Annotated in this window: 16 protein-coding genes and 1 other annotated feature; of the genes, 5 read left to right on the forward strand and 11 right to left on the reverse strand. The window is 46.2% G+C overall.

Annotated elements, in window-relative coordinates:
- Nucleotides 1–8: 8 nt before the first annotated feature.
- Genes KNP96_RS02320 through zapA form a run of 4 tightly spaced genes read right to left on the reverse strand, consistent with a single transcriptional unit; the run spans nucleotide 9 to nucleotide 4,925 of the window.
- Nucleotides 9–2,375: an endonuclease MutS2 gene (locus KNP96_RS02320; protein ID WP_214768714.1), complete on the reverse strand. Its 2,367-nt coding sequence runs from the start codon at nucleotides 2,373–2,375 to the stop codon at nucleotides 9–11.
- On the reverse strand, nucleotides 2,376–4,091 hold the full coding sequence (polX, locus tag KNP96_RS02325; RefSeq protein WP_088837578.1) for a DNA polymerase/3'-5' exonuclease PolX: 1,716 nt from the start codon (nucleotides 4,089–4,091) through the stop codon (nucleotides 2,376–2,378).
- A gap of 45 nt (nucleotides 4,092–4,136) precedes the next feature.
- The gene (locus KNP96_RS02330) at nucleotides 4,137–4,685 is read right to left on the reverse strand and encodes a CvpA family protein (protein ID WP_088837579.1); all 549 of its coding nucleotides are present in this window, start codon (nucleotides 4,683–4,685) and stop codon (nucleotides 4,137–4,139) included.
- Between the two features lie 3 nt (nucleotides 4,686–4,688).
- Nucleotides 4,689–4,925, reverse strand: a complete 237-nt coding sequence (gene zapA, locus KNP96_RS02335; protein WP_012371043.1) for a cell division protein ZapA — start codon at nucleotides 4,923–4,925, stop codon at nucleotides 4,689–4,691.
- A 120-nt stretch (nucleotides 4,926–5,045) separates the two neighbouring features.
- Here zapA and rnhC point away from each other — a divergent pair, with 120 nt between their 5' ends.
- Entirely contained in the window at nucleotides 5,046–5,972 is a 927-nt protein-coding gene (gene rnhC / locus KNP96_RS02340) for a ribonuclease HIII (protein ID WP_088837580.1), read from the forward strand.
- Between the two features lie 14 nt (nucleotides 5,973–5,986).
- On the opposite strand, the gene KNP96_RS02345 is transcribed toward rnhC, so the two are convergent.
- A complete protein-coding gene (locus KNP96_RS02345) occupies nucleotides 5,987–7,456 on the reverse strand; it encodes a UDP-N-acetylmuramoyl-L-alanyl-D-glutamate--2,6-diaminopimelate ligase (RefSeq protein WP_088837581.1) in 1,470 nt (489 codons plus the stop codon).
- A gap of 133 nt (nucleotides 7,457–7,589) precedes the next feature.
- On the opposite strand from KNP96_RS02345, the gene KNP96_RS02350 reads away from it, so the two are divergent.
- The 4 genes from KNP96_RS02350 (at nucleotide 7,590) to KNP96_RS02365 (ending at nucleotide 11,315) form a co-directional block, all read left to right on the forward strand.
- On the forward strand, nucleotides 7,590–8,252 hold the full coding sequence (locus KNP96_RS02350) for a response regulator transcription factor (RefSeq protein ID WP_088837582.1): 663 nt from the start codon (nucleotides 7,590–7,592) through the stop codon (nucleotides 8,250–8,252).
- A complete protein-coding gene (locus tag KNP96_RS02355) occupies nucleotides 8,236–9,621 on the forward strand; it encodes a sensor histidine kinase (protein ID WP_214766544.1) in 1,386 nt (461 codons plus the stop codon). Before KNP96_RS02350 ends, KNP96_RS02355 begins: the two co-directional genes overlap by 17 nt.
- 78 nt (nucleotides 9,622–9,699) lie before the next feature.
- Nucleotides 9,700–10,137, forward strand: coding sequence for a MarR family winged helix-turn-helix transcriptional regulator (locus tag KNP96_RS02360; protein WP_214768716.1), 438 nt, complete (start codon nucleotides 9,700–9,702; stop codon nucleotides 10,135–10,137).
- The gene (locus KNP96_RS02365) at nucleotides 10,134–11,315 is read left to right on the forward strand and encodes an MFS transporter (RefSeq protein WP_088837585.1); all 1,182 of its coding nucleotides are present in this window, start codon (nucleotides 10,134–10,136) and stop codon (nucleotides 11,313–11,315) included. The genes KNP96_RS02360 and KNP96_RS02365 overlap by 4 nt, the downstream gene beginning before the upstream one ends.
- Before the next feature lie 49 nt (nucleotides 11,316–11,364).
- On the opposite strand, the gene KNP96_RS02370 is transcribed toward KNP96_RS02365, so the two are convergent.
- The 6 genes from KNP96_RS02370 to KNP96_RS02395 form a co-directional block, all read right to left on the reverse strand.
- Nucleotides 11,365–12,069, reverse strand: a complete 705-nt coding sequence (locus tag KNP96_RS02370) for an ABC transporter ATP-binding protein (RefSeq protein ID WP_088837586.1) — start codon at nucleotides 12,067–12,069, stop codon at nucleotides 11,365–11,367.
- 4 nt (nucleotides 12,070–12,073) lie between these two features.
- Complete coding sequence (locus KNP96_RS02375) at nucleotides 12,074–13,486, reverse strand: ABC transporter permease (RefSeq protein ID WP_214768719.1); 1,413 nt, start codon at nucleotides 13,484–13,486, stop codon at nucleotides 12,074–12,076.
- A 163-nt stretch (nucleotides 13,487–13,649) separates the two neighbouring features.
- A complete protein-coding gene (pheT, locus tag KNP96_RS02380) occupies nucleotides 13,650–16,046 on the reverse strand; it encodes a phenylalanine--tRNA ligase subunit beta (protein WP_214768721.1) in 2,397 nt (798 codons plus the stop codon).
- Nucleotides 16,047–16,058: 12 nt separating this feature from the next.
- Nucleotides 16,059–17,081 (reverse strand): phenylalanine--tRNA ligase subunit alpha, encoded by a 1,023-nt coding sequence (gene pheS, locus KNP96_RS02385; RefSeq protein WP_029331121.1) that lies wholly within the window; start codon nucleotides 17,079–17,081, stop codon nucleotides 16,059–16,061.
- A 48-nt stretch (nucleotides 17,082–17,129) separates the two neighbouring features.
- Nucleotides 17,130–17,345: a binding site (T-box leader), on the reverse strand.
- A gap of 44 nt (nucleotides 17,346–17,389) precedes the next feature.
- Nucleotides 17,390–18,145 carry a TrmH family RNA methyltransferase gene (locus KNP96_RS02390; protein ID WP_214766552.1) on the reverse strand — a complete coding sequence of 252 codons (756 nt, stop codon included), beginning with the start codon at nucleotides 18,143–18,145 and terminating at the stop codon, nucleotides 17,390–17,392.
- A 3-nt stretch (nucleotides 18,146–18,148) separates the two neighbouring features.
- Nucleotides 18,149–19,231 (reverse strand): M42 family metallopeptidase, encoded by a 1,083-nt coding sequence (locus KNP96_RS02395; RefSeq protein WP_159173066.1) that lies wholly within the window; start codon nucleotides 19,229–19,231, stop codon nucleotides 18,149–18,151.
- Between the last annotated feature and the right edge of the window lie 2 nt (nucleotides 19,232–19,233).

Raw genomic sequence — 19,233 nt, forward strand, 5'->3', positions numbered from 1 at the left:
GCGTTTCCTCATTTCAATTCGATGATTGTCACGCCATGTCCACCTTCACCTTGACCACCGAGTCGAGACGTCTTCACGTGACGATTGCCACGCAAGTATTCCTGCACACCTTGACGCATCGCACCCGTCCCGAGTCCATGAATGACACGGATATGATCATAGTTCGACAATAACGCCTGATCCATGAAACGTTCCAGTTTCGATAGACCTTCTTCTACCCGTACACCGCGTAAATCGAGTTCGGCTGACGGAGACGATTGTTTTGTGATACTTGAACTTCCTGACCGTTTCGTTGTCTTCTGGGTTGGTTTGGCTGCTCCGATTTTAGCGAGATCACCGGGCTTGACGTTGACTTTCATGATACCGACTTGAACCGTGTAGTCGCCGTTTGAGTTTTGATTGATGATGTAGCCTTTTTGATTGAAGGTCGTCACTTTGACTTCTTCACCTTTAGCAAACGTCGGCGTTTTATCATGTTTCGCTTTTACTTTCGCAATCCGCTGATCTTGTAAGGTCGGTTTTGCTTGTTCGAGCTGCTTGCGGGCTTCAATCAATTCATGTTCCTTGACGGCACCTGCATCACGGAGTTCTTTCAGGCGTTTGATAACAGCCTCCGCCTCTTTTTGAGCGCGTTCGACGGCTCGTGTCGCTTTTTCTTCTGCTTTCGCTAAAATTTCATTTTTCTCCTCAAAAATTTCAGCTTGTTCCTGTTCGAACTGTTCGCGCTCTAATGTCAGTCGCTCTTTTTCTTGTTGTAGTTCTTGCTCGAGTGATTCGGCACGTTGTTTCGCTTCCTCGAGTCGACCAATCATCGTTTCGACAGACTGAGCATCGCTTCCGACTTGACCACGCGCTGCCTCAATCACCATGTCCGATAAGCCAAGTCGTTTCGAAATTTCAAAGGCATTCGAGCGACCCGGGACACCAATCAGTAAACGATAGGTCGGGCTGAGTGATTCGACATCAAATTCCATCGAGGCATTGACGACACCTTCACGATTATAACCATAAGCTTTCAGTTCCGAATAGTGAGTCGTCGCGGCGACACGTGCTCCGCGACGCTTGACTTCATCGAGAATCGCAATCGCGAGTGCCGCCCCTTCCGTCGGATCAGTTCCTGCTCCGAGCTCATCAAATAGGACGAGGCTCATGAAGTCAATCTTCTCCATCATCGAGACGATGTTCGTCATGTGTGAACTAAACGTCGAGAGATTTTGTTCAATCGATTGTTCGTCACCGATATCTGCATAAATCGCATCAAAGACACTCAGTTCCGTTTCGTCGGCTGCCGGCACGTATAATCCGGACTGGACCATCAGTTGCAGAAGACCAATCGTCTTCAACGTGACGGTTTTCCCACCGGTGTTTGGTCCAGTGATGACGAGTGATGTAAATTCGCCACCTAAGGAAACGGTGATCGGGACGACATCTTCATCCGCAATGAACGGATGGCGCGCTTCTTTTAAGACGATTCGCCGTTCTTCATTCAAGCGTGGCTCGACGGCACGGATTTGATGACCATACAACGCTTTCGCCATGATGAAATCGAGTTCTGCCAACACATCGAGATTAATCCGTAATGAATCTCCGACGGCACCGACAAGTGCCGATAACTGGGCTAAAATGCGTTCGATTTCGGCACGTTCTTTGAGACGCGCTTCTTGGATTTCGTTATTTGCGGCAACGACGGCTTGTGGTTCGATGAACAGTGTTGCACCAGACGCTGATTGATCGTGGACAATCCCGCCAAATGCTTGACGGTATTCTTGTTTGACCGGGACACAATAACGGTCGTTTCGCATCGTGACGATGGCATCCGACAACATCTTCGATTTACTGCGTAAGACACCGTCGATTTTCGAACGGACTTGTCCTTCGAGTGAGCGCAGCTGACTTCTTAACGACCGTAGTTTGTCACTCGCAGAGTCTTGGACGACGCCTTGGTCATCAATCGCATGACGAATCCCTTGTTCGATTTCGACGAGCTTTGTAATTTGCTCGATTCGGCTGTCGAGTGCCGGCAATCGTAAGTCGGGATTGTCCTCGTGCAGCCGTTCTTGAAAAGCTTTCACTTGGCGTCCGGAGTAAACGACGTCTGCTACAGCCAACAATTCACTCGTCGAGAGGATTGAACCAATCTCAGACCGTTTGACTTCACTACGCACATCCGTTAAACCGCCGAACGGATAACGGTCGCGTAGACGATAGACCGTCGTCGCTTCCGTCGTCACGGCTAAGAGTGCTTTGACTTGTTCATAATCTTCTGACGGTTGCATATTTTTGACGAACTGTGCTCCGAGCGAGCTAGCCGTTTGTTTGATGAGTAAGTCTTTCAATTTATCATATTCTAAGACGCGTAATGCGTTAGCATTCATTTAATCCACTCCTAAACGTTTTCGATCAAAGAAGGCACGCGCCTCCTGCGCCGTCCACGTATTGATGACATCTGTTGGTTCCAAGTATGCTTTACGTGCATGGAGGACTCCAAGTTTCATGTCTTCTAACATTTCTGGACGGTGTGTGTCCGTATTAATCATGATTTTAACACCCGCTGCCTTTGCTTTCGCGAGCGAAGCCGCCGTTAAATCAAAACGTGCCGGGTTCGCATTCAGTTCAAGCGCTGTCCCTGTCTCTGCCGCCAGTTCAATCAGGCGATCAACATTGACGGCATAACCTTCGCGCCGACCGATGATTCGTCCTGTCGGATGGGCAATGAGTGAGACATAAGGATTACGACAAGCATTTTCTAACCGTTGCATGATTTCAGTTTCCGTCTGATCAAACTTCGAATGAATCGAGGCGATGACGTAGTCCATTTCCTGCAAGAACTCATCCTCATAATCAAGTGATCCATCCGGCAAGATATCCATCTCGACACCACATAAGATTGTCATGTCGGGATGTTTCTTACGCGCGGCTTCAATCTCAACACGTTGTTTGCGTAAGCGATCTATCGTCAATCCGTTGACGAACTTCATGTATTGGCTGTGATCCGTGATGGCCATCCACGAGTAACCGCGCGCAGCACAAGCATCGACGAGTTCTTCGACTGATAAGGTTCCGTCCGACCACGTCGTATGCATATGGACATCCGCTTGGATATCTTTTTCCGTAATCAGTCGCGTCAAATCTTGTTCAAACTCGTGGCGCCCGCTACGTAACTCTGGTGGGATGAACGGCAAGTCATACCGCGCGAATAATTCATCCTCTGTTTGTGGTTGGAACAAACCGTCTTTCGTCTCGACACCGTATTCCGAAATACTCTCACCACGTTCTTTTGCGAGTTGCCGCATCCGAACATTATGATCTTTCGACCCTGTGAAGTGATGTAACGTCGAGGCGAATGCTGCGTCGTCGACTAAGCGGAAGTCGACTGCGATATAGTTCGTATCGCGTTTTAAGACGACCGATACTTTCGTCTCACCTGCCGCGATGATTTCATCGATTTGCTCAAGCTCGAGTAATTGTCCTTTGACGACTTCTGCTTGATCTGTCGACAAAATAAAATCAAGATCCTTGCACGTCTCTTCCGCGCGACGGAAACTTCCGCCAACTGCGAATCGGATGATTCCTTCAAATGCCGTTAGTGTCTGTTCGAGTTCACTTACGATTTTTCGCATGACACCGTACGGTAATCGTTCCGGTCGTGTTTCAAAGGTTTCGAGTGCCTTCACGTATTTTTCGACTGTCTTTTTCCCGAATCCCGGCATCGCTTCGACTGTACCATCCTCCAGTTTTTCGGCAAAGGAATCTGCATCGATGACACCGACATCATGTAATTTTGCGAGTTTCTTACCTCCGAGACCTGGAATCTTCAGTAGCGCAATCAGACCTTCTGGCACTTCTTGTTCCAGTTCCGAGAGTGCCGTACTCGTGCCTGTCGTCCGGAATTCTTCAAGGACCGCCGCTGTTCCTTTGCCAATCCCTTTCATCGCTGTGAAATCTTCAATGTCCATGAAATCGTGTTCTGCCGCTTCTAATATACTTGCCGCCTTACGAAAGGCATTGATTTTAAATGGGTTTTCACCTTTTACTTCGAGATAAACGGAAATCCGTTCTAAATGTCGAATCGCATCTTGAGTCGTTCGCATCGTCAATTCTCCCCTCAAAAAAAGCCCCCAGTTAACGGGAGCGCGTTATTTTATCAAACCGACTTTCGTCATGAGCCATTCCGCTAATAACGGTGTATGTTGAATCATGAATGTCGCCAAGCTCGAATTCGCAATGGCATCTTGAATCGATTGGACTGGCGCAAAGGCTGCCAAAAATAGAATCAAGAACACGAAAATATACATCTCGATGAATCCAAATATACCGCCGAGTAAACCTTTCACTTGTTTTAACACTGGAATGTTCGTCAAGGAATCAAACATCGATAAAATCATTGATAAAATGATTTTTGTCCCGAAAAACAGAACGATGAACCAAAATGCTTTATAAAATACTTCATCTAACCCAATTGAGCTCGGAATTGAAAACATCGTTAAATCAATTCCAGCATCGTCGAGTGTTGATGGATATGGAACCCATAATTTAAATTTTGCAGCTAACTCATCATAAAACGAGAGTGCCACGATGAACGAGATCAACAGACTCAGTAAATGTCCTGCTTGCAAGACAACGCCTCGACGGACACCTGTCATCGTTCCTAATGCGAGAAATAATAAAATAACAAAGGTAATCATAGTTTAAAGTTCACCCAAATTCTTTTTGATTTTTACGTAATCACTACCAATATTGAGAGCCGCTAAAACGGCAATTTGACGAACGTCGAGTTGTGGTGCTTGGTCTCGAATTTCCCGAATTTTTGTATCGACGAGGAGACCCACTTCACGTACGTGTTCTGGCGACTCCGTCCCGACAATCGTATAATCATTACCTGCGATATGAATCGTCGTCCGGTTCAGCCCTTCTGAATCAGCCATTATTCTGTCCTCCTCATACTTTGCTTCTTTCATATAGTACCATCATTTTTGAAATAGGAAAAGAAGTCCACCATCGGTCTAGAGGATGGTATGCTTGTTGTCTGAAAGGATGATCTATTTATGGGAACCGTCGTTTTAAAATTACCAAAGGATAAACAAGAAGTCGTTATTTCTGATTTTCAAGCTTCTCGTATCACATCGCCACCATATGCCCGCTTTGCTGCACGCACGAAAACCTGTGTCGTCACCATCTATAATTCAGGAAAAGTAATGTTCCAAGGCACAGAAGCTGAGGCGATTTCTGCCCGTTACGGAGCCCCGCTCTTAAAGAAAGCCCCTTCTACTGCGAGTGGACTGCTTCCGAGAGACTTCTCGACTTGGTCAGTCATCGGTAGTGATGAAGTCGGGAAAGGAGACTTCTTTGGTCCGCTCGTCGTCGTTGCCGCCTATGTAGATGCACAACAAATCGAGCTCGTCCAAGAACTTGGTGTGCGTGATTCCAAAAATGTCTCGGACATCGAAATCCGAAAGATTGCCCGCGACCTTCATGCCGTCATTCCGTACGAATTCCGAATCCTTCATAATCCAGACTACAATCGGATGCAGCGTACGATGACACAAGGAAAGATGACGGCACTTCTACACAATTCAGCGCTAGGTGGTCTGCTCGAAAAGCTCGAAGCCACTCCAAAAGCGATTCTAATCGATCAGTTCGCAGAAAAAGCGACCTATTATAAACACTTGTCTGGTGAAGTAAACCAAGTCAAAGAGAACGTTTATTTTTCGACGAAAGCAGAAGGACTTCATGTCGCTGTCGCAGCAGCATCCATCCTCGCCCGCGCGATCTTTTTGAAAGAGATGGATGTACTCAGTCAACAAGCGGGTACAGAAATTCCGAAAGGTGCAGGTGCAAAGGTCGATCAAGTCGCTGCATCACTTTTATTGAAACACGGTCCAGATCAATTAAAGAACTGGACAAAATTTCATTTTGCTAATACAAAAAAAGCGACACAATTAGCTGAAAAACGAAACCGACCATCATCCTAAGGAGTGGTCGGTTTTTAAATGGCTGACTCTTTTCCTTTCAAACGCCCTAACTCCGCGAGAAGAATTTTCGTTTCATTGAACGGGACACCTTCAGTCCCGATTCGCTCGATTTCTTCGTGTCCTTTTCCGACAATTACAACGCGTTTTCCTTCGAGCGCAATTTCAGCTGCCGCGAGCAAGGCATTTTTTCGATCTACGTGACAAGAAATGATTTTATCAGACGAAATATCCACGCTCAGTTCATCAATAATTTGTCTTGGATCTTCTCGTCTCGTATCGTGAACCGTGACGATAATTCCTGCACAATATTGTGCTGCAATTCGTCCCATTTCCTGACGTTTCGTCCGGTCACGTTCACCCGCTGCACTTAATACGACGTATAATGCCTCATTCGAAACGGATAGCGCTTCCAAACATTTTCTTAACCCGTCTGGAGTGTGCGCATAATCGATATAAATTTCCGTTCCTTCAAACGATAGCCGCTCGAGTCGCCCTTTGGGTAAACGAAGCGACGGGATATGTCGAATTAATTCATACATGTTGACCTCGCCTGTTTTCATCAATCCGATCGCGGCTGCTAAATTGGCCGCATTAAAGTTTCCGAGTAGCGCGATCGGGACTTCAGTAGTCGTTCCGTCAATTCGAACATTTACCGATTCCTCTCGCCATTCGACTACAATTGATGCTTCCGATTCTATCTTTGTCGAATACCACGTGACAGGAACATTTGCCCCGGCCCGCTCCATGACGTGACTCGCCGCGTCTTCCTCATTTAAGACGAGTCCCTTCCCGTCATTCCTCGCTACTTGTTGAAACAACATGCCTTTCGCTTCCGCATACTCTTCCATCGATTGATGATAATCCAAGTGGTCATGTGAAAGGTTCGTGAACGCCGCTGCGTGGAAGGATACACCTTCTACACGTCCCTCAACTAACGCATGTGACGATACTTCGAGCATGCAGTCCGTTACGCCATTGTTGACCATTTCGTGTAATAAACGATGTAAGATGACAGCTTCCGGTGTCGTATTTGGTGTCTCAAAACGTTGCCCATCAATCAGAGCACCTACCGTACTGATCATTCCCGTTCGTCTTCCGGCAGCTCGAAACAAGTCGTAAGAAAGTTGCGTCGTCGTCGTTTTCCCATTTGTTCCAGTAATACCGTAGACTCTCATCTTTTGACTCGGATGGTCATAAAAAAAATCAGCAATCTTTCCTGCTGCTTGTTTCGTATCCGGTAAGAGAATCGTTGGAATCCCTACTACCCCGACTTGTTTTTCAGCAAGAATCGCAACCGCTCCGTTATCTTTTGCTTCTTGTACATATTGATGCCCATCTACCGTATAACCACGAATGCAGATGAACAGGCTCCCCGGCTTCACTTTGCGTGAGTCCGTTTCAATGCTTGTAATCACTGGGTTTTCTTCAGTCGTTAACTGGAAAGGCGAAAGCAAGTCTGACAGTAATTTGTGTTGATGATTCATGGTGTTCGCTTCCCTTCTATGTTCAAAATCCGAATTTGATTTTGATCCATTCTAGCATTTTCTAAACAGTCTTCCAGTAATCTTCAGTTAAACTTCAGGTAAGTATGCTACAACTAAAGTTGAGGTGAAAACTATGACACATATATTAATAGCAGAAGATGAATTCGATATTCGTGAACTGCTTACGGAATTACTTGAATCAAGTGGATATAACGTTTCCTGTGCCACAAATGGGATGGAGGCATTAAAGTTATATCAGTCCGATTCATTCGATTTAATCATTTTAGATATCATGATGCCCTATTTTGATGGTTTTGAAGTCGCACGCAACATTCGAAAGCAATCACAAACACCAATTATTTTTTTGACAGCCTTGCAGGATGAGGAAAATCAAGTGAAGGGATTTGACCTTGGAATCGATGATTACATCGCCAAACCCTTCTCACTTCGGATTTTACTACGAAGAATTGAAGCGATCATCAGACGAATCCAAACGAACTCTGAAGAACAACTCTCTTTTCGAGAGATTACCCTATTTCCGTCAAGCTATAACGTTTTAATTTCAGGAATTCAAACGACGTTGACCCTCAAGGAATTTCAAATCCTTCATTTATTACTTGAAAATCCTGGACGAGTCTTAGAGCGCGAACAGTTGATTCAACAACTTTGGGGATTCGATGCATTAGGAGATACACGTTTTTTAGATACACATATTAAAAATTTACGTAAAAAAATTGATTTACCTTACATTCAAACCGTGAAAGGGGTCGGCTATAAACTTGAAGCGACTAATTAAACGTCCACGCATCACGGGAAAACTTTTTTTCCTGACGATGAGTTTGTTGATTGTGGCAGTTCTTTCGACGATTGGTTTTTTATATGCGACATTACCTTCTTATTATCAAAGTTATCGGGAAGAGCAATTTCACGCGACGATGGCTTCTCTTCAAGAAGAGAGCACGCATCTCTCGAGCGAAAATCTCCTTCCGCTGCTCGATCAGTTAACGGCAAAAGGGATTCGTTTTTCCTTATGGACGGAAGAAGATCAATTGTTATACGCACCTGGTTTTGGACGTGGACCGGTTCGACGAACTGCCAATACTTCTCCTGCTGGAATAATTCAAGATTCAATTCCGCTTCAATTAGTAGACCAAACTGTCATTTTAGATGTCGATCAGATGATTCAGCCAATCGATGAAGTGAAAAGCGTTATTTTAAAATTAGCGCCCTATATCGTCTTACCCTTGCTTCTGCTAGCAGGTCTTGCCGCCTATCTGTATTCGCGCATCATCTCACGCCCACTCTTAACAATTAATCAAGCAACAAAAGAACTGGCGAACTTGAATTTTTCCGTCCGAACCCATCATACTTCTGCCGATGAACTGGGTGATTTGTCACGAAACATTAACCAATTGGCGACTAAACTTGAAGTCACGATGGAGTCGCTTCAAACATCCAACGAACAATTGCGGTTCGAGTCCGAAAAAGACCGTAAGCGCGATGCGGAACGTCGTCAATTATTCCTCGCCATCTCACATGAACTCAAAACACCCGTCACCATTGTGAAAGGTCAAATTGAAGGAATGCTGTTAAACCTCGGTGCCTATCGTGACCGGGATCATTATCTAGCTCGGGCGGGGCACGTCATTGAAGATATGGAGCGACTCATTGCCGAATTGTTAGAAGTCGCTCGTGTTGAGCAAATGAATCTTCAACTCACACCAATTAACCCACTCACATTAATCAAGCATCAATTGCAACAGTTCGATCAGTTAATTGTCGATCGCAACCTCGACATCGTCCTCATAGAAAACGAGTTGACTGTTCAAACCGATGCCCAGTTACTTGAACGGGCACTCCATAATCTCTTGATGAATGCGATTTCCTATACCGCTGTTAATGGAACGATTCATATCGAGTTCGAACAAGGAGACGAGTTGACGTTGCGCATTACAAATTTCCCGACGACCCAAGATTCGAGTGAGACCGCTGCCTGGTTTAATCCTCTCGAACGCTCTGAGCAATCCCGAAATCGTATGCATGGTGGCAGCGGGCTCGGACTTTATCTCGTTCATCAAATCATGGAACGACTAGACATCGATGCTACTCTTCAAGGAAGTCCCAATCAGGTTCAATTTGCAGCACGGTTCAAATCAATCGTTTAAGATTTCCTCCTTGCCAAACACTAACTTCATTCGTTATACTCCTTTAAGTTAACTAGTTAACTTAAAGGAGGTTTTTTAATGTCATCCCAACAAGAAGATATTCTTGGTCAACTTTCAAAAGTGGCACGGCTCGTCAAACGAGATATCGACGCCGTCCTTGCCCAACATTCTTTGCACACTGGTCAATGGTCATTGTTAAAAGCAGTCTCCTTACTTGAACCGGTGTCGCAAATCACCCTCTCGAAATACTTAATCATCGAAAAACCAGCTGTCACGAAAACGGTCGTTCGCTTAGAAGAACTAGGCTTCATCTCTCGGAAATCCGTCGGACGACAACGCCTTGTTGAATTGACACCACAGGCAAGAGCTGCTTTCAATGGTATCGATGAAGCAGTCCAGGCAGCACATCGCTTGTTCCTAGGTGAACTATCAAAAGAAGAACAACATTCTTTAGAGATTTTGATGACCCGTCTGCTGGCGACCCACCGTCCTGTCGAACAGGAGGAATCTTCTTGAATCGTTTATTCCACCGTCACTATGTAACGACACTCGTCGTCAATCTACTGTTGTTCATCACCTTTTATTTACTGAATGCTTCCTTACCTTTACTGGCCGCACAACAGTTCAATGTTTCTCAAAGTTCGCTCGGTTGGGTCGTAACGGCATTCATTTTAGCAACGGTTTGTTCACGTCCTTTAATCGGACATTGGCTCGATCGTTATGAGCTCAAACGAATGTTACTGTTGTCCGCTACATTTTTCATGATTGTCAGTTGCTTATATCTCATCGTCTTACCGCTCGAATCATTCAGTCTGTTATTGATCATTCGTGTCTTACACGGGTTTAGTTTCGGAATGATTTCTTCTTCACTAAGCCTAAGCGTAACCACGCTGATTCCAACACCTCGTCAAGGGGAAGGAATGGGCTATTTCGTCCTCTCGATGAACCTTGCTTCCGTTCTCGGGCCGGTCATCGGATTGACGTTGATTGCACACGATGCGCTCGTCTGGTACTTCGTAACGATTGCCCTGCTTGCGATTTGTTCGTTTAGTTTCATCTGGCGTTTACCATTAACGAGTAGTCACGTTACAAGTTCCGCACCATTTCGTTTACGGCAGTCGTTATTCTTATCAAGTCCTGTCTTGCTTCTTGCAACTGTTCTTGCTGGTATTGCGATTTCAAGTACATCCGCGTTCATTTCGCTGTATGCAGATGCGATGGACCATGTCACTTATGCCTCTTACTTTTATGGCCTTGCTGCACTCGGCATGGTTGCCATTCGTCCTTTTGCCGGTAAGCGGTTTGATCGACGCGGACCAGCCTCTGTATTGGTGCCATCGTATGTTTTATACGCCGTCGGTTTTTTAGTACTCGGACTGTTCCCGACACTTCCCGGATTATTGTCCGCCGCCCTCATCATCGGAATTGGTTCCGCTTCGATTTTCCCAGGGTTACAAACCGTCATGTTGACCTATGCGGCTCCCGCACAAAAAGGCAAGGCGATTTCGACATTCTTTCTCGCTTACGATAGCGGGTTCGGAATCGGTGCTTTTCTTTTGTCAGGCATCGCCGCGAAAGTGGGTTACTCGAACATGTTTTTGATGTGTAGCCTCATCGTCGTCAGTAGTGGACTCTTATACGGTTATTTCCGTCGATCAACGTTGCTTTCAACTAAACAAAATATTGCTTCTTAAAGCGCTCAAGGAAAACTCTCCCGTCTAAAGACGCGAGAGCTTTTTCGGATCAACGTGCAGGAACGACCTCGCCTTCTGTAACACGTTTCTTCTCTATAAAACGCTGTTTCTTCAATTCAATGATATGATCGGCAGCGCGGGCGACTTCCGCAGAGTGCGTCACCGCGATGATGCAACGGTTAGAACGGTGAGCAAGTTCTTGAAATAGCCGAATGATGTCCGTCGCAGTTTTTTCATCGAGCGCTCCCGTCGGCTCATCCGCAAGAATGATTGGGGCTTCCGTCGCAAGGGCACGTGCGATGGCGACACGTTGCTGTTGACCTCCACTCAACTGCAGTACATTTTTTGTCGCATGGGCTTCGTCGATTCCGACCTGTTCAAGGAGATTTTGGGCATGTTTCTTTTTTCCTTTTATGCGTTGTCCACTCAATTCGAGTGCGACAATCACGTTATCCAATGCGTTCATATACGTCAATAAATTAAACGATTGAAAAACGGTCGCAGCATGTCGTGAACGATACGTCGTCAATCCGATTTTTCGAATATCGCGACCTTGATACGTAATCTGTCCTTCTGTCGGTGAATCAAGTCCACTCAACAGACTGAGAGCCGTCGTTTTCCCGGAACCTGACTCACCGAGAATTGCATAAAACCGTCCGGCCTCGAACTGCATCGAGACATCGTTCAAGATCCGTTGTTGCTTGCTTCCTGATGTATAGGCATAGGTGACGTTCGTCATTTCTAAAGTCGTCATAGTATTAATCCTCCCGTAATAGAATTTCTTTTGGATTCATCCGTAGTAAGGCAAGTGAAGGTAACAAGACAGATAAAAAGACGATTAGACTTCCAATTTCGATGACTTGAAGTAACGTCGTCCAATCAATCTTCGTTGTCATCTCTGTAATTTGTGGAATGCTATCTAACACTTGTTGTCCGCCGCGTCCACCCGGACCGCCAAAACCAGTCTGCGTTGCGACCGAACTAGCCGCTTCCGTCACCTCGCGGTTCAAAAGCTGATCTGTCATGAATTGTGATGTCATGCCACCTGTCGCATACGTGACAAGGAAAGCAATTGCCGCAATCGCAAACGTTTCAATTAGTAATTGCCCCATTAATTTCGAGCGTTTTTCACCCATCGCCAGTAAAATACCCATTTCTTTTCGACGTTCCCTGACGGATAATAAAATCAACAGCGCTAAAATCAAACCACCTGCGATACTAACAAGATAGACGACAGATTTTGAGAAGGACGCGACTTGTTCAATCGGTCCAACCATTTTTTGATAAGCAGCATCATTCGCATCCAGTGTGAACGTATCCCAGTCGAGTGGTGAGACCGCCATCGCATCTTTTTTGAACGTATTGATTTCAGATGGATCTTCTAGCGCGTAGACGACACTCGATACACTGACCGTTCCTTCTTCAGTCGAGAAGCTCGCGAGTGTATCATTTGCAATGTACATCTGATTCATCGGGTCCATGAAGCCTGCCGCTCGGAAATTCGCATCGGATGTCGCTTCCGTCGATGCCGATAAACCAATGATCGTCACTGTTACGGAATCCTCGGTCGTTGTCGATGTCAACTTAAACGTATCCCCGACTTTGAGATCATTTTCAGTCGCTAAGTTTTCATCGATGACAACACTTTTTTCTTTAGCATCGGTAGTCAATGCTTCTCCATCCACGATTTTCAACGTACCGTTCGTGTATGTATCAAGTAGTTCCATGTTCGTCACACCATTTAAAGAGAAATCTGGCATCGTCATCCCTTCAGGCATCTCTCCCCCTCGCCCACCACCTGAGTTCGTTGATTCACTCTCAATCGGTGTGAGATCACTCGATGTCGCCGTCGTTTGTGCCAGGTAGTTGACGGACTTGACTTCATCTAGTTGTTCGATTGCTTCAACATCCGTCGTATCAATCGCTACTTCTTCTGGTCGTCCACGTTCACCTGACGCTTGTCGTTCCTGCATTTGCTTTTGTCGATCGACTTGTAGTGTCACCGTCGCCCCTAACTCTTTTCTCGCCTCTTCTCCCGCCGATTTAGCAGCATTCTGAATCGCGAATCCTGACAGTACGAGTGATCCGATTACCGTCAAAATAATCAACATGATCATCGTCTTTCCCTTTCGCGCTACAATACTTTTTCCTGCCCGCTTCAAAAAATTCATTTTTCGTGTTCCTCCTTTAATCTTCTAAGCTCATCTTATGCAACGTATCTGTAGTCTAGCTGTAGTTCGACTGTATCTTGAACGAAGAAACGGCCGAAACGCAAAAAAACGAGAATGACAGTGACGTCATCCTCGTTTTAACTCATGTGATTCAATTGACCGGTTACGCACGAAGTTCTGCGTCGAACGCTTTTGTTAAAGCCGTTACGACATGCTCATGTGATGCCGTGACTTCTTCATCGACCAAAGTCCGTTCCTTATTTTGATAACGGAGCGAGAAGGCGAATGATTTTTTGTTTTCACCGACGTTATCGCCCGTGTAGACATCAAATAATGTGACATGTTGTAAAAGCGGACCTGCTGCTTGCATGATCACTTGCTCCACTTCGCTTGCTGTGACCGTTTGATTGAGGACAATCGCGATGTCACGCGTCATCGATGGGAAACGGGACATCTCTTGATAGACGACCGGCTCTTTCGAGTGAAGTTTCATGGCATCGAGTTCAAAGACGTAGACTTCTTTTAAGCCATACTGCTCTTTCGAGAGTGCTGGATGCACTTGTCCGACGAACCCAATCGCTTCACCGTCCATCAACACACGTGCCGTCCGACCTGGATGCATCGAATCGATGACCGCCGCTTCATATGTCAACGTGACATTGAGTGCCTCTGCTAACGTTTCGACGATTCCTTTGACAACGAAGAAATCCGTTTTGACCATTGCGCCATGCGCACGGTGTTGTTCCGCTAGTCCGACAGCGACTCCAGCGACCAGTTCTTGTTCGATCGGCAACGTCTCAAGTGACGCATCACGCTGGAGGTAAACGCTCCCCAGTTCGTAGTAGGCGAGATCGGCATGTTGACGTGCGACATTGTGTTGCGCGACTTCGAGTAACCCTGGAATCAATGATGTCCGAAGTGTCGAACGTGCTTCGCTGATCGGCATCGCCAACTTAACGGGGTGGAGATCTGTTTGTTCATTGAATTGCATCGCACGTTGTTCACTCGTCAGTGAGTACGTGATGGCTTGCGATAAACCGGCACCCTGTAAGAGACGACGGATTTGACGGCGATGTTGATTCCGTTTCGGCAAGAACCCGCGGCTCGCTTCTTGCGGTAAGCTCGATGTCAATGCATCATACCCATAGAGTCGTGCGACTTCTTCCGCGATATCAGCCGGAATCATCAAGTCTTGGCGACGTGTCGGTACACTGACTGTTAGTGCATCTCCTGATAACTCAACTTCGAGTCCAAGGCGTTCTAATAACTCTTTCATGACCGTACCTTCGATTTCCATTCCGAGACGATGATTGATATACGAGACACTCGCTTCGATTAAGTGATCATCGAGTTGAAGTGTACCTGCTTCGACCGTTCCAGCAAGGACTGTTCCACCAGCAAGTTCAGCAATCAATGCCGCTGCCCGGTCGAGTGCTAACAAGACACGACGCGGGTCGACCCCTTTTTCAAAACGTGAACTGGAGTCCGAACGTAATCCAAGGACACGACTCGTCTTCCGGACAGATGTCGGTGCGAAATAAGCCGATTCGAGAATGATGGACGTCGTTGTTGCGTCGACTTCTGTATTTGCACCACCCATGACACCTGCAAGTGCGACGGGCTTTTCGCCATCTGTGATGACGAGCATCGAAGGATCGAGTGTCCGTTCGACTTCGTCAAGTGTTTGGAAGGACTCTCCTGCTTTCGCTTGACGAACGACGATTTGCTGCCCCAGTTTTTCAGCATCGAATGAATGAAGCGGTTGTCCTGTTTCAAGTAAGACGAAGTTCGTCACGTCGACGACATTGTTGATTGGACGAATCCCGTTCGCAATCAAGCGGTTTTTGAGCCAAAGTGGCGACTCACCGATGACGACATGTTGGATTTCACGCGCCGCATAAAACGGACATTCCTCCGACTCAAGTGTGACAGCAAGTGTTGTTTTATCAGTTGCTTCCGTCACGTCGATTGCCGGGAAAACAGCCGTCGTATTTAAGATACCTGCTACTTCATGCGCCACACCGTACATGCTTAGGCAATCAGAACGGTTCGGTGTCAAACCGAGTTCTAATACTTCGTCATGCAGACCAAGTAGTTCTAAGACGTCTTGCCCTGGTGTGACCGGCTCACGGAATGTATGAATGCCAGCTTGCTCATCTTCACGAATATACTTTTTCTCAAAGCCAAGTTCTTCAAGTGAACAAATCATGCCTTCAGAAACGACTCCACGCAGTTTAGCTCGCTTAATTTTAATGCCCGGAAGGCGTGCTCCGACACGGGCAACGATGACATCTTGTCCTGCTTCAATGTTTGGTGCACCACACACGATTTGGACCGGTTCTTCTTGTCCGATATCAACCGTCGTGATGTTTAGCTTATCCGCTTCCGGATGCTTTTCTTTTGTTAATACATGACCGACGACGATATTGTTCAAATCGGCGTCACGGACTTCGACGCCCTCGACTTCGATCCCACTCTTCGTAATTAAATCCGCCAGTTCCTCACCGGTTTTCTGACTGACGTCAACGAACTGCTGTAACCATTGTTTTGAGACTAACATCTGTTTTCCCCCTTAAAACTGTTCGCTGAAGCGAACGTCATTCGTATAGAAGTGGCGAATATCATCGACCCCATATTTCAACATGGCGATTCGCTCAATCCCCATCCCGAAGGCAAATCCAGACATTTTCGTACTATCATATTCTGCCATCTCAAGGACGTGCGGATGAACCATCCCGGCACCTAAAATTTCAATCCAGCCTGTTTGTTTACAGATATTGCACCCTTTTCCACCACATTTAAAACACGAGACGTCGACTTCGACGGATGGTTCTGTGAACGGGAAGAAGCTAGGACGTAACCGGATTTCACGTGCCTCCCCAAACATTTGCTTCACGAATGCTTCGAGCGTGCCTTTTAAGTCTGCCATTGAAATCGACTCTCCGACAACGAGTCCTTCCACTTGCATGAATTGGTGTGAGTGCGTCGCATCGTCTTCATCGCGACGATAAACTTTCCCTGGGCAAAGAATCCGAATCGGTTCACCTTTCGAAGCGAGCATCGTCCGCGCTTGGACAGGTGACGTATGGGTCCGCATCAAAATTTCATCCGTGATATAAAATGAATCTTGCATATCGCGTGCCGGATGATCTTTCGGCAGATTCAACATTTCGAAGTTGAACAAATCTTGTTCGACTTCAGGTCCTTCTGCAATCGTATAACCGAGTCCAACAAAGATGTCCTCGATCTCGTCCGTGACTTGTTGAAGCAAATGCGCTTGTCCGACTTTTTTCGGTCGACCCGGAAGTGTCACGTCAATCGCTTCAAGCGCTAGTTTTGCGTCCATTTCTTGTTGCTTGACGTCTACTAAACGTTGCTCGAGTTCTGTTTGGATGACACCACGAACCGCATTTGCGATTTCACCGACGACCGGACGTTCTTCTGCTGATAATTTTCCCATTCCACGTAATACTTCTGTGATCGGACCTTTTTTTCCGAGATATTTGACACGGACATCATTTAATTCTTTTTGTGTACTGGCTTGATTCACGAGTTGTAACGCTTCGTCGCGAAGTGCCTCTAATTGTTCCCGCATGCTCGTCACTCCTTTTTTTCAAATAAAAAACGCCCCTTCAGCAAATGCCGAAGGGACGATTTAATTCAATCGTGGTACCACCCTTGTTCGACTTGAATCCATCAAGTCCTCAAGTAGCGCGATAACGGGCGCTTCCCGTCACGATCTCTCGTGCGACTCCGGAGTGAATTCAGCTAGCGGATTCGTAAAGAAGCTTGCAGTCTAAGGCTTCTTCTCCCTAATCGAATCGTTCTCTAACCTACTCTGTTCCATCAACGTCTAATTAAATGTTCTACTGTAACTCACTTTAGCATGAACGCTTCAGTGATTCAATCGACCGGAGCAAAATGATACAGTAAAATTCCTGCTGCAACGGCTGCATTGAGTGATTCCGCTTTTCCGCGAATTGGAATGTAAGCACGTCCATCACATTGGTCGAGCAATTCCGGTGATACACCTTGTGCTTCATTCCCGATGATGAGTCCGATTGCACCAAGATTTTCGACTTCTGTATACGGATTGGCATTGCGTAGTGCCGTTCCAAGAACGAACACTCCCAATTCATGCAAGTCTTGAATCGCTTCATCAAGCGACATCATGATGACCGGCAAGTGGAAAATCGAACCTTGTGTTGCACGGAGGACTTTGCTGTTATAGACATCAACTGTCCCGTGACCAATGATGACACCATCGAATCCAGCAGCATCGGCTGTCCGAATCATCGTTCCGACATTACCCGGGTCTTGCAGACGATCGAGTAACAGGTAACGGCCACGCTCTAAGCGCTCTGTTTGCTCTTTCATCTCACAAACTGCGAAAATCCCTTGTGTCGTTTCTGTTTCTGACAAGACTTTGGCAACTGATTCGTCAATTGTGATCAAGTCAGCCGCATTTTTCTTCCAAGAACCCGGAACTTGAACATCTTCACGGACAATCAATTCTTTGATGATTCCAGCACGAACAGCCTCTTCAACGAGGTGCTCTCCTTCAATGAGGAAACGTTTTGTCTGAAGACGTCCTTTTTTTGTTAAAAGCTTTTTCCATTGTTTGACGATCTCATTCTTCGTAGAAGAAATATGTTTCATGGTTTACCCCTCGTAAATCGCTTGGACTGCTTGCGTATCTAAACGTTTCGTAACGGCAACGATTAAATCGACTGCTGCTTCGAAATCTGCTTTATGCATAATGGAAACGTTCGTATGCAAGTAACGGATTGGTACTGTCAATGCGAGCGAAGGAACTCCTGTGTTCGATAAATGGAATTTCGCAGCATCCGTCCCACCACCCGGTGTTAGGTCCAATTGATATTTAATGTTTTCTTCTTTTGCGACACCTGTGACGAAATCGATTAATCCACGGTGTGCGATCATCGTCGCATCAAACATGATGACTTGTACACCTTCTCCAAGTTTTGACAATGCTTCGCGATCCGTCATTCCTGGTGTATCACCAGGGATTCCTGTGTCAACAGCAAATGCAATCGATGGATGAATCAAGTTCGCAGCCGTTTGCGCGCCACGAAGCCCAACTTCTTCTTGCACCGTTGCTCCTGCAAAAATCGTGTTCGGATGTCCTTCTTCTTTTAAACGTTTGATGGCTTCAATCGCAATCGCGCAGCCAATCCGATTGTCCCAAGCTTTTGCCATCAAGAAATTCTCATTTTTCATCACAGTAAATTCGCAATGTGGAACGACCGTATCTCCTGGTCGGATTCCCCAACCTTCGACTTCTTCTTTTGAAGTAGCACCGATATCAATAAACATTTCTTTAATATCGACTGGTTTATTGCGCGCTTCCGGTGGTAAAACATGAGGTGGTTTCGCACCGATTACGCCTGGAATGACTTCTCCAGATGATGTCACAATGTTCATACGCTGTGCCAGAAGCACTTGTCCCCACCAACCACCGAGTGGTTGGAAGCGGAGAAACCCTTTTTCATCCACCTTCGTCACCATGAATCCAACTTCATCCATGTGACCGGCAATTAAAATACGAGGCGCATCATCTTCTGCCCCTTTGTGTTCCGCGAATAAGCTACCTAACCCATCTTGATGGAATGCTTCAGCGTGAGGTTCTAGATACTCCCGCATGAGCTGGCGTACTTCTTTCTCGTTCCCGGGTACTCCTGTTGCATCCGTTAGACGCTTCAACATATGTAATTGTTCATTCATCT

This window comes from Exiguobacterium sp. s133 (assembly GCF_018618595.1).
Taxonomy (GTDB): Bacteria; Bacillota; Bacilli; order Exiguobacteriales; family Exiguobacteriaceae; genus Exiguobacterium_A; species Exiguobacterium_A oxidotolerans.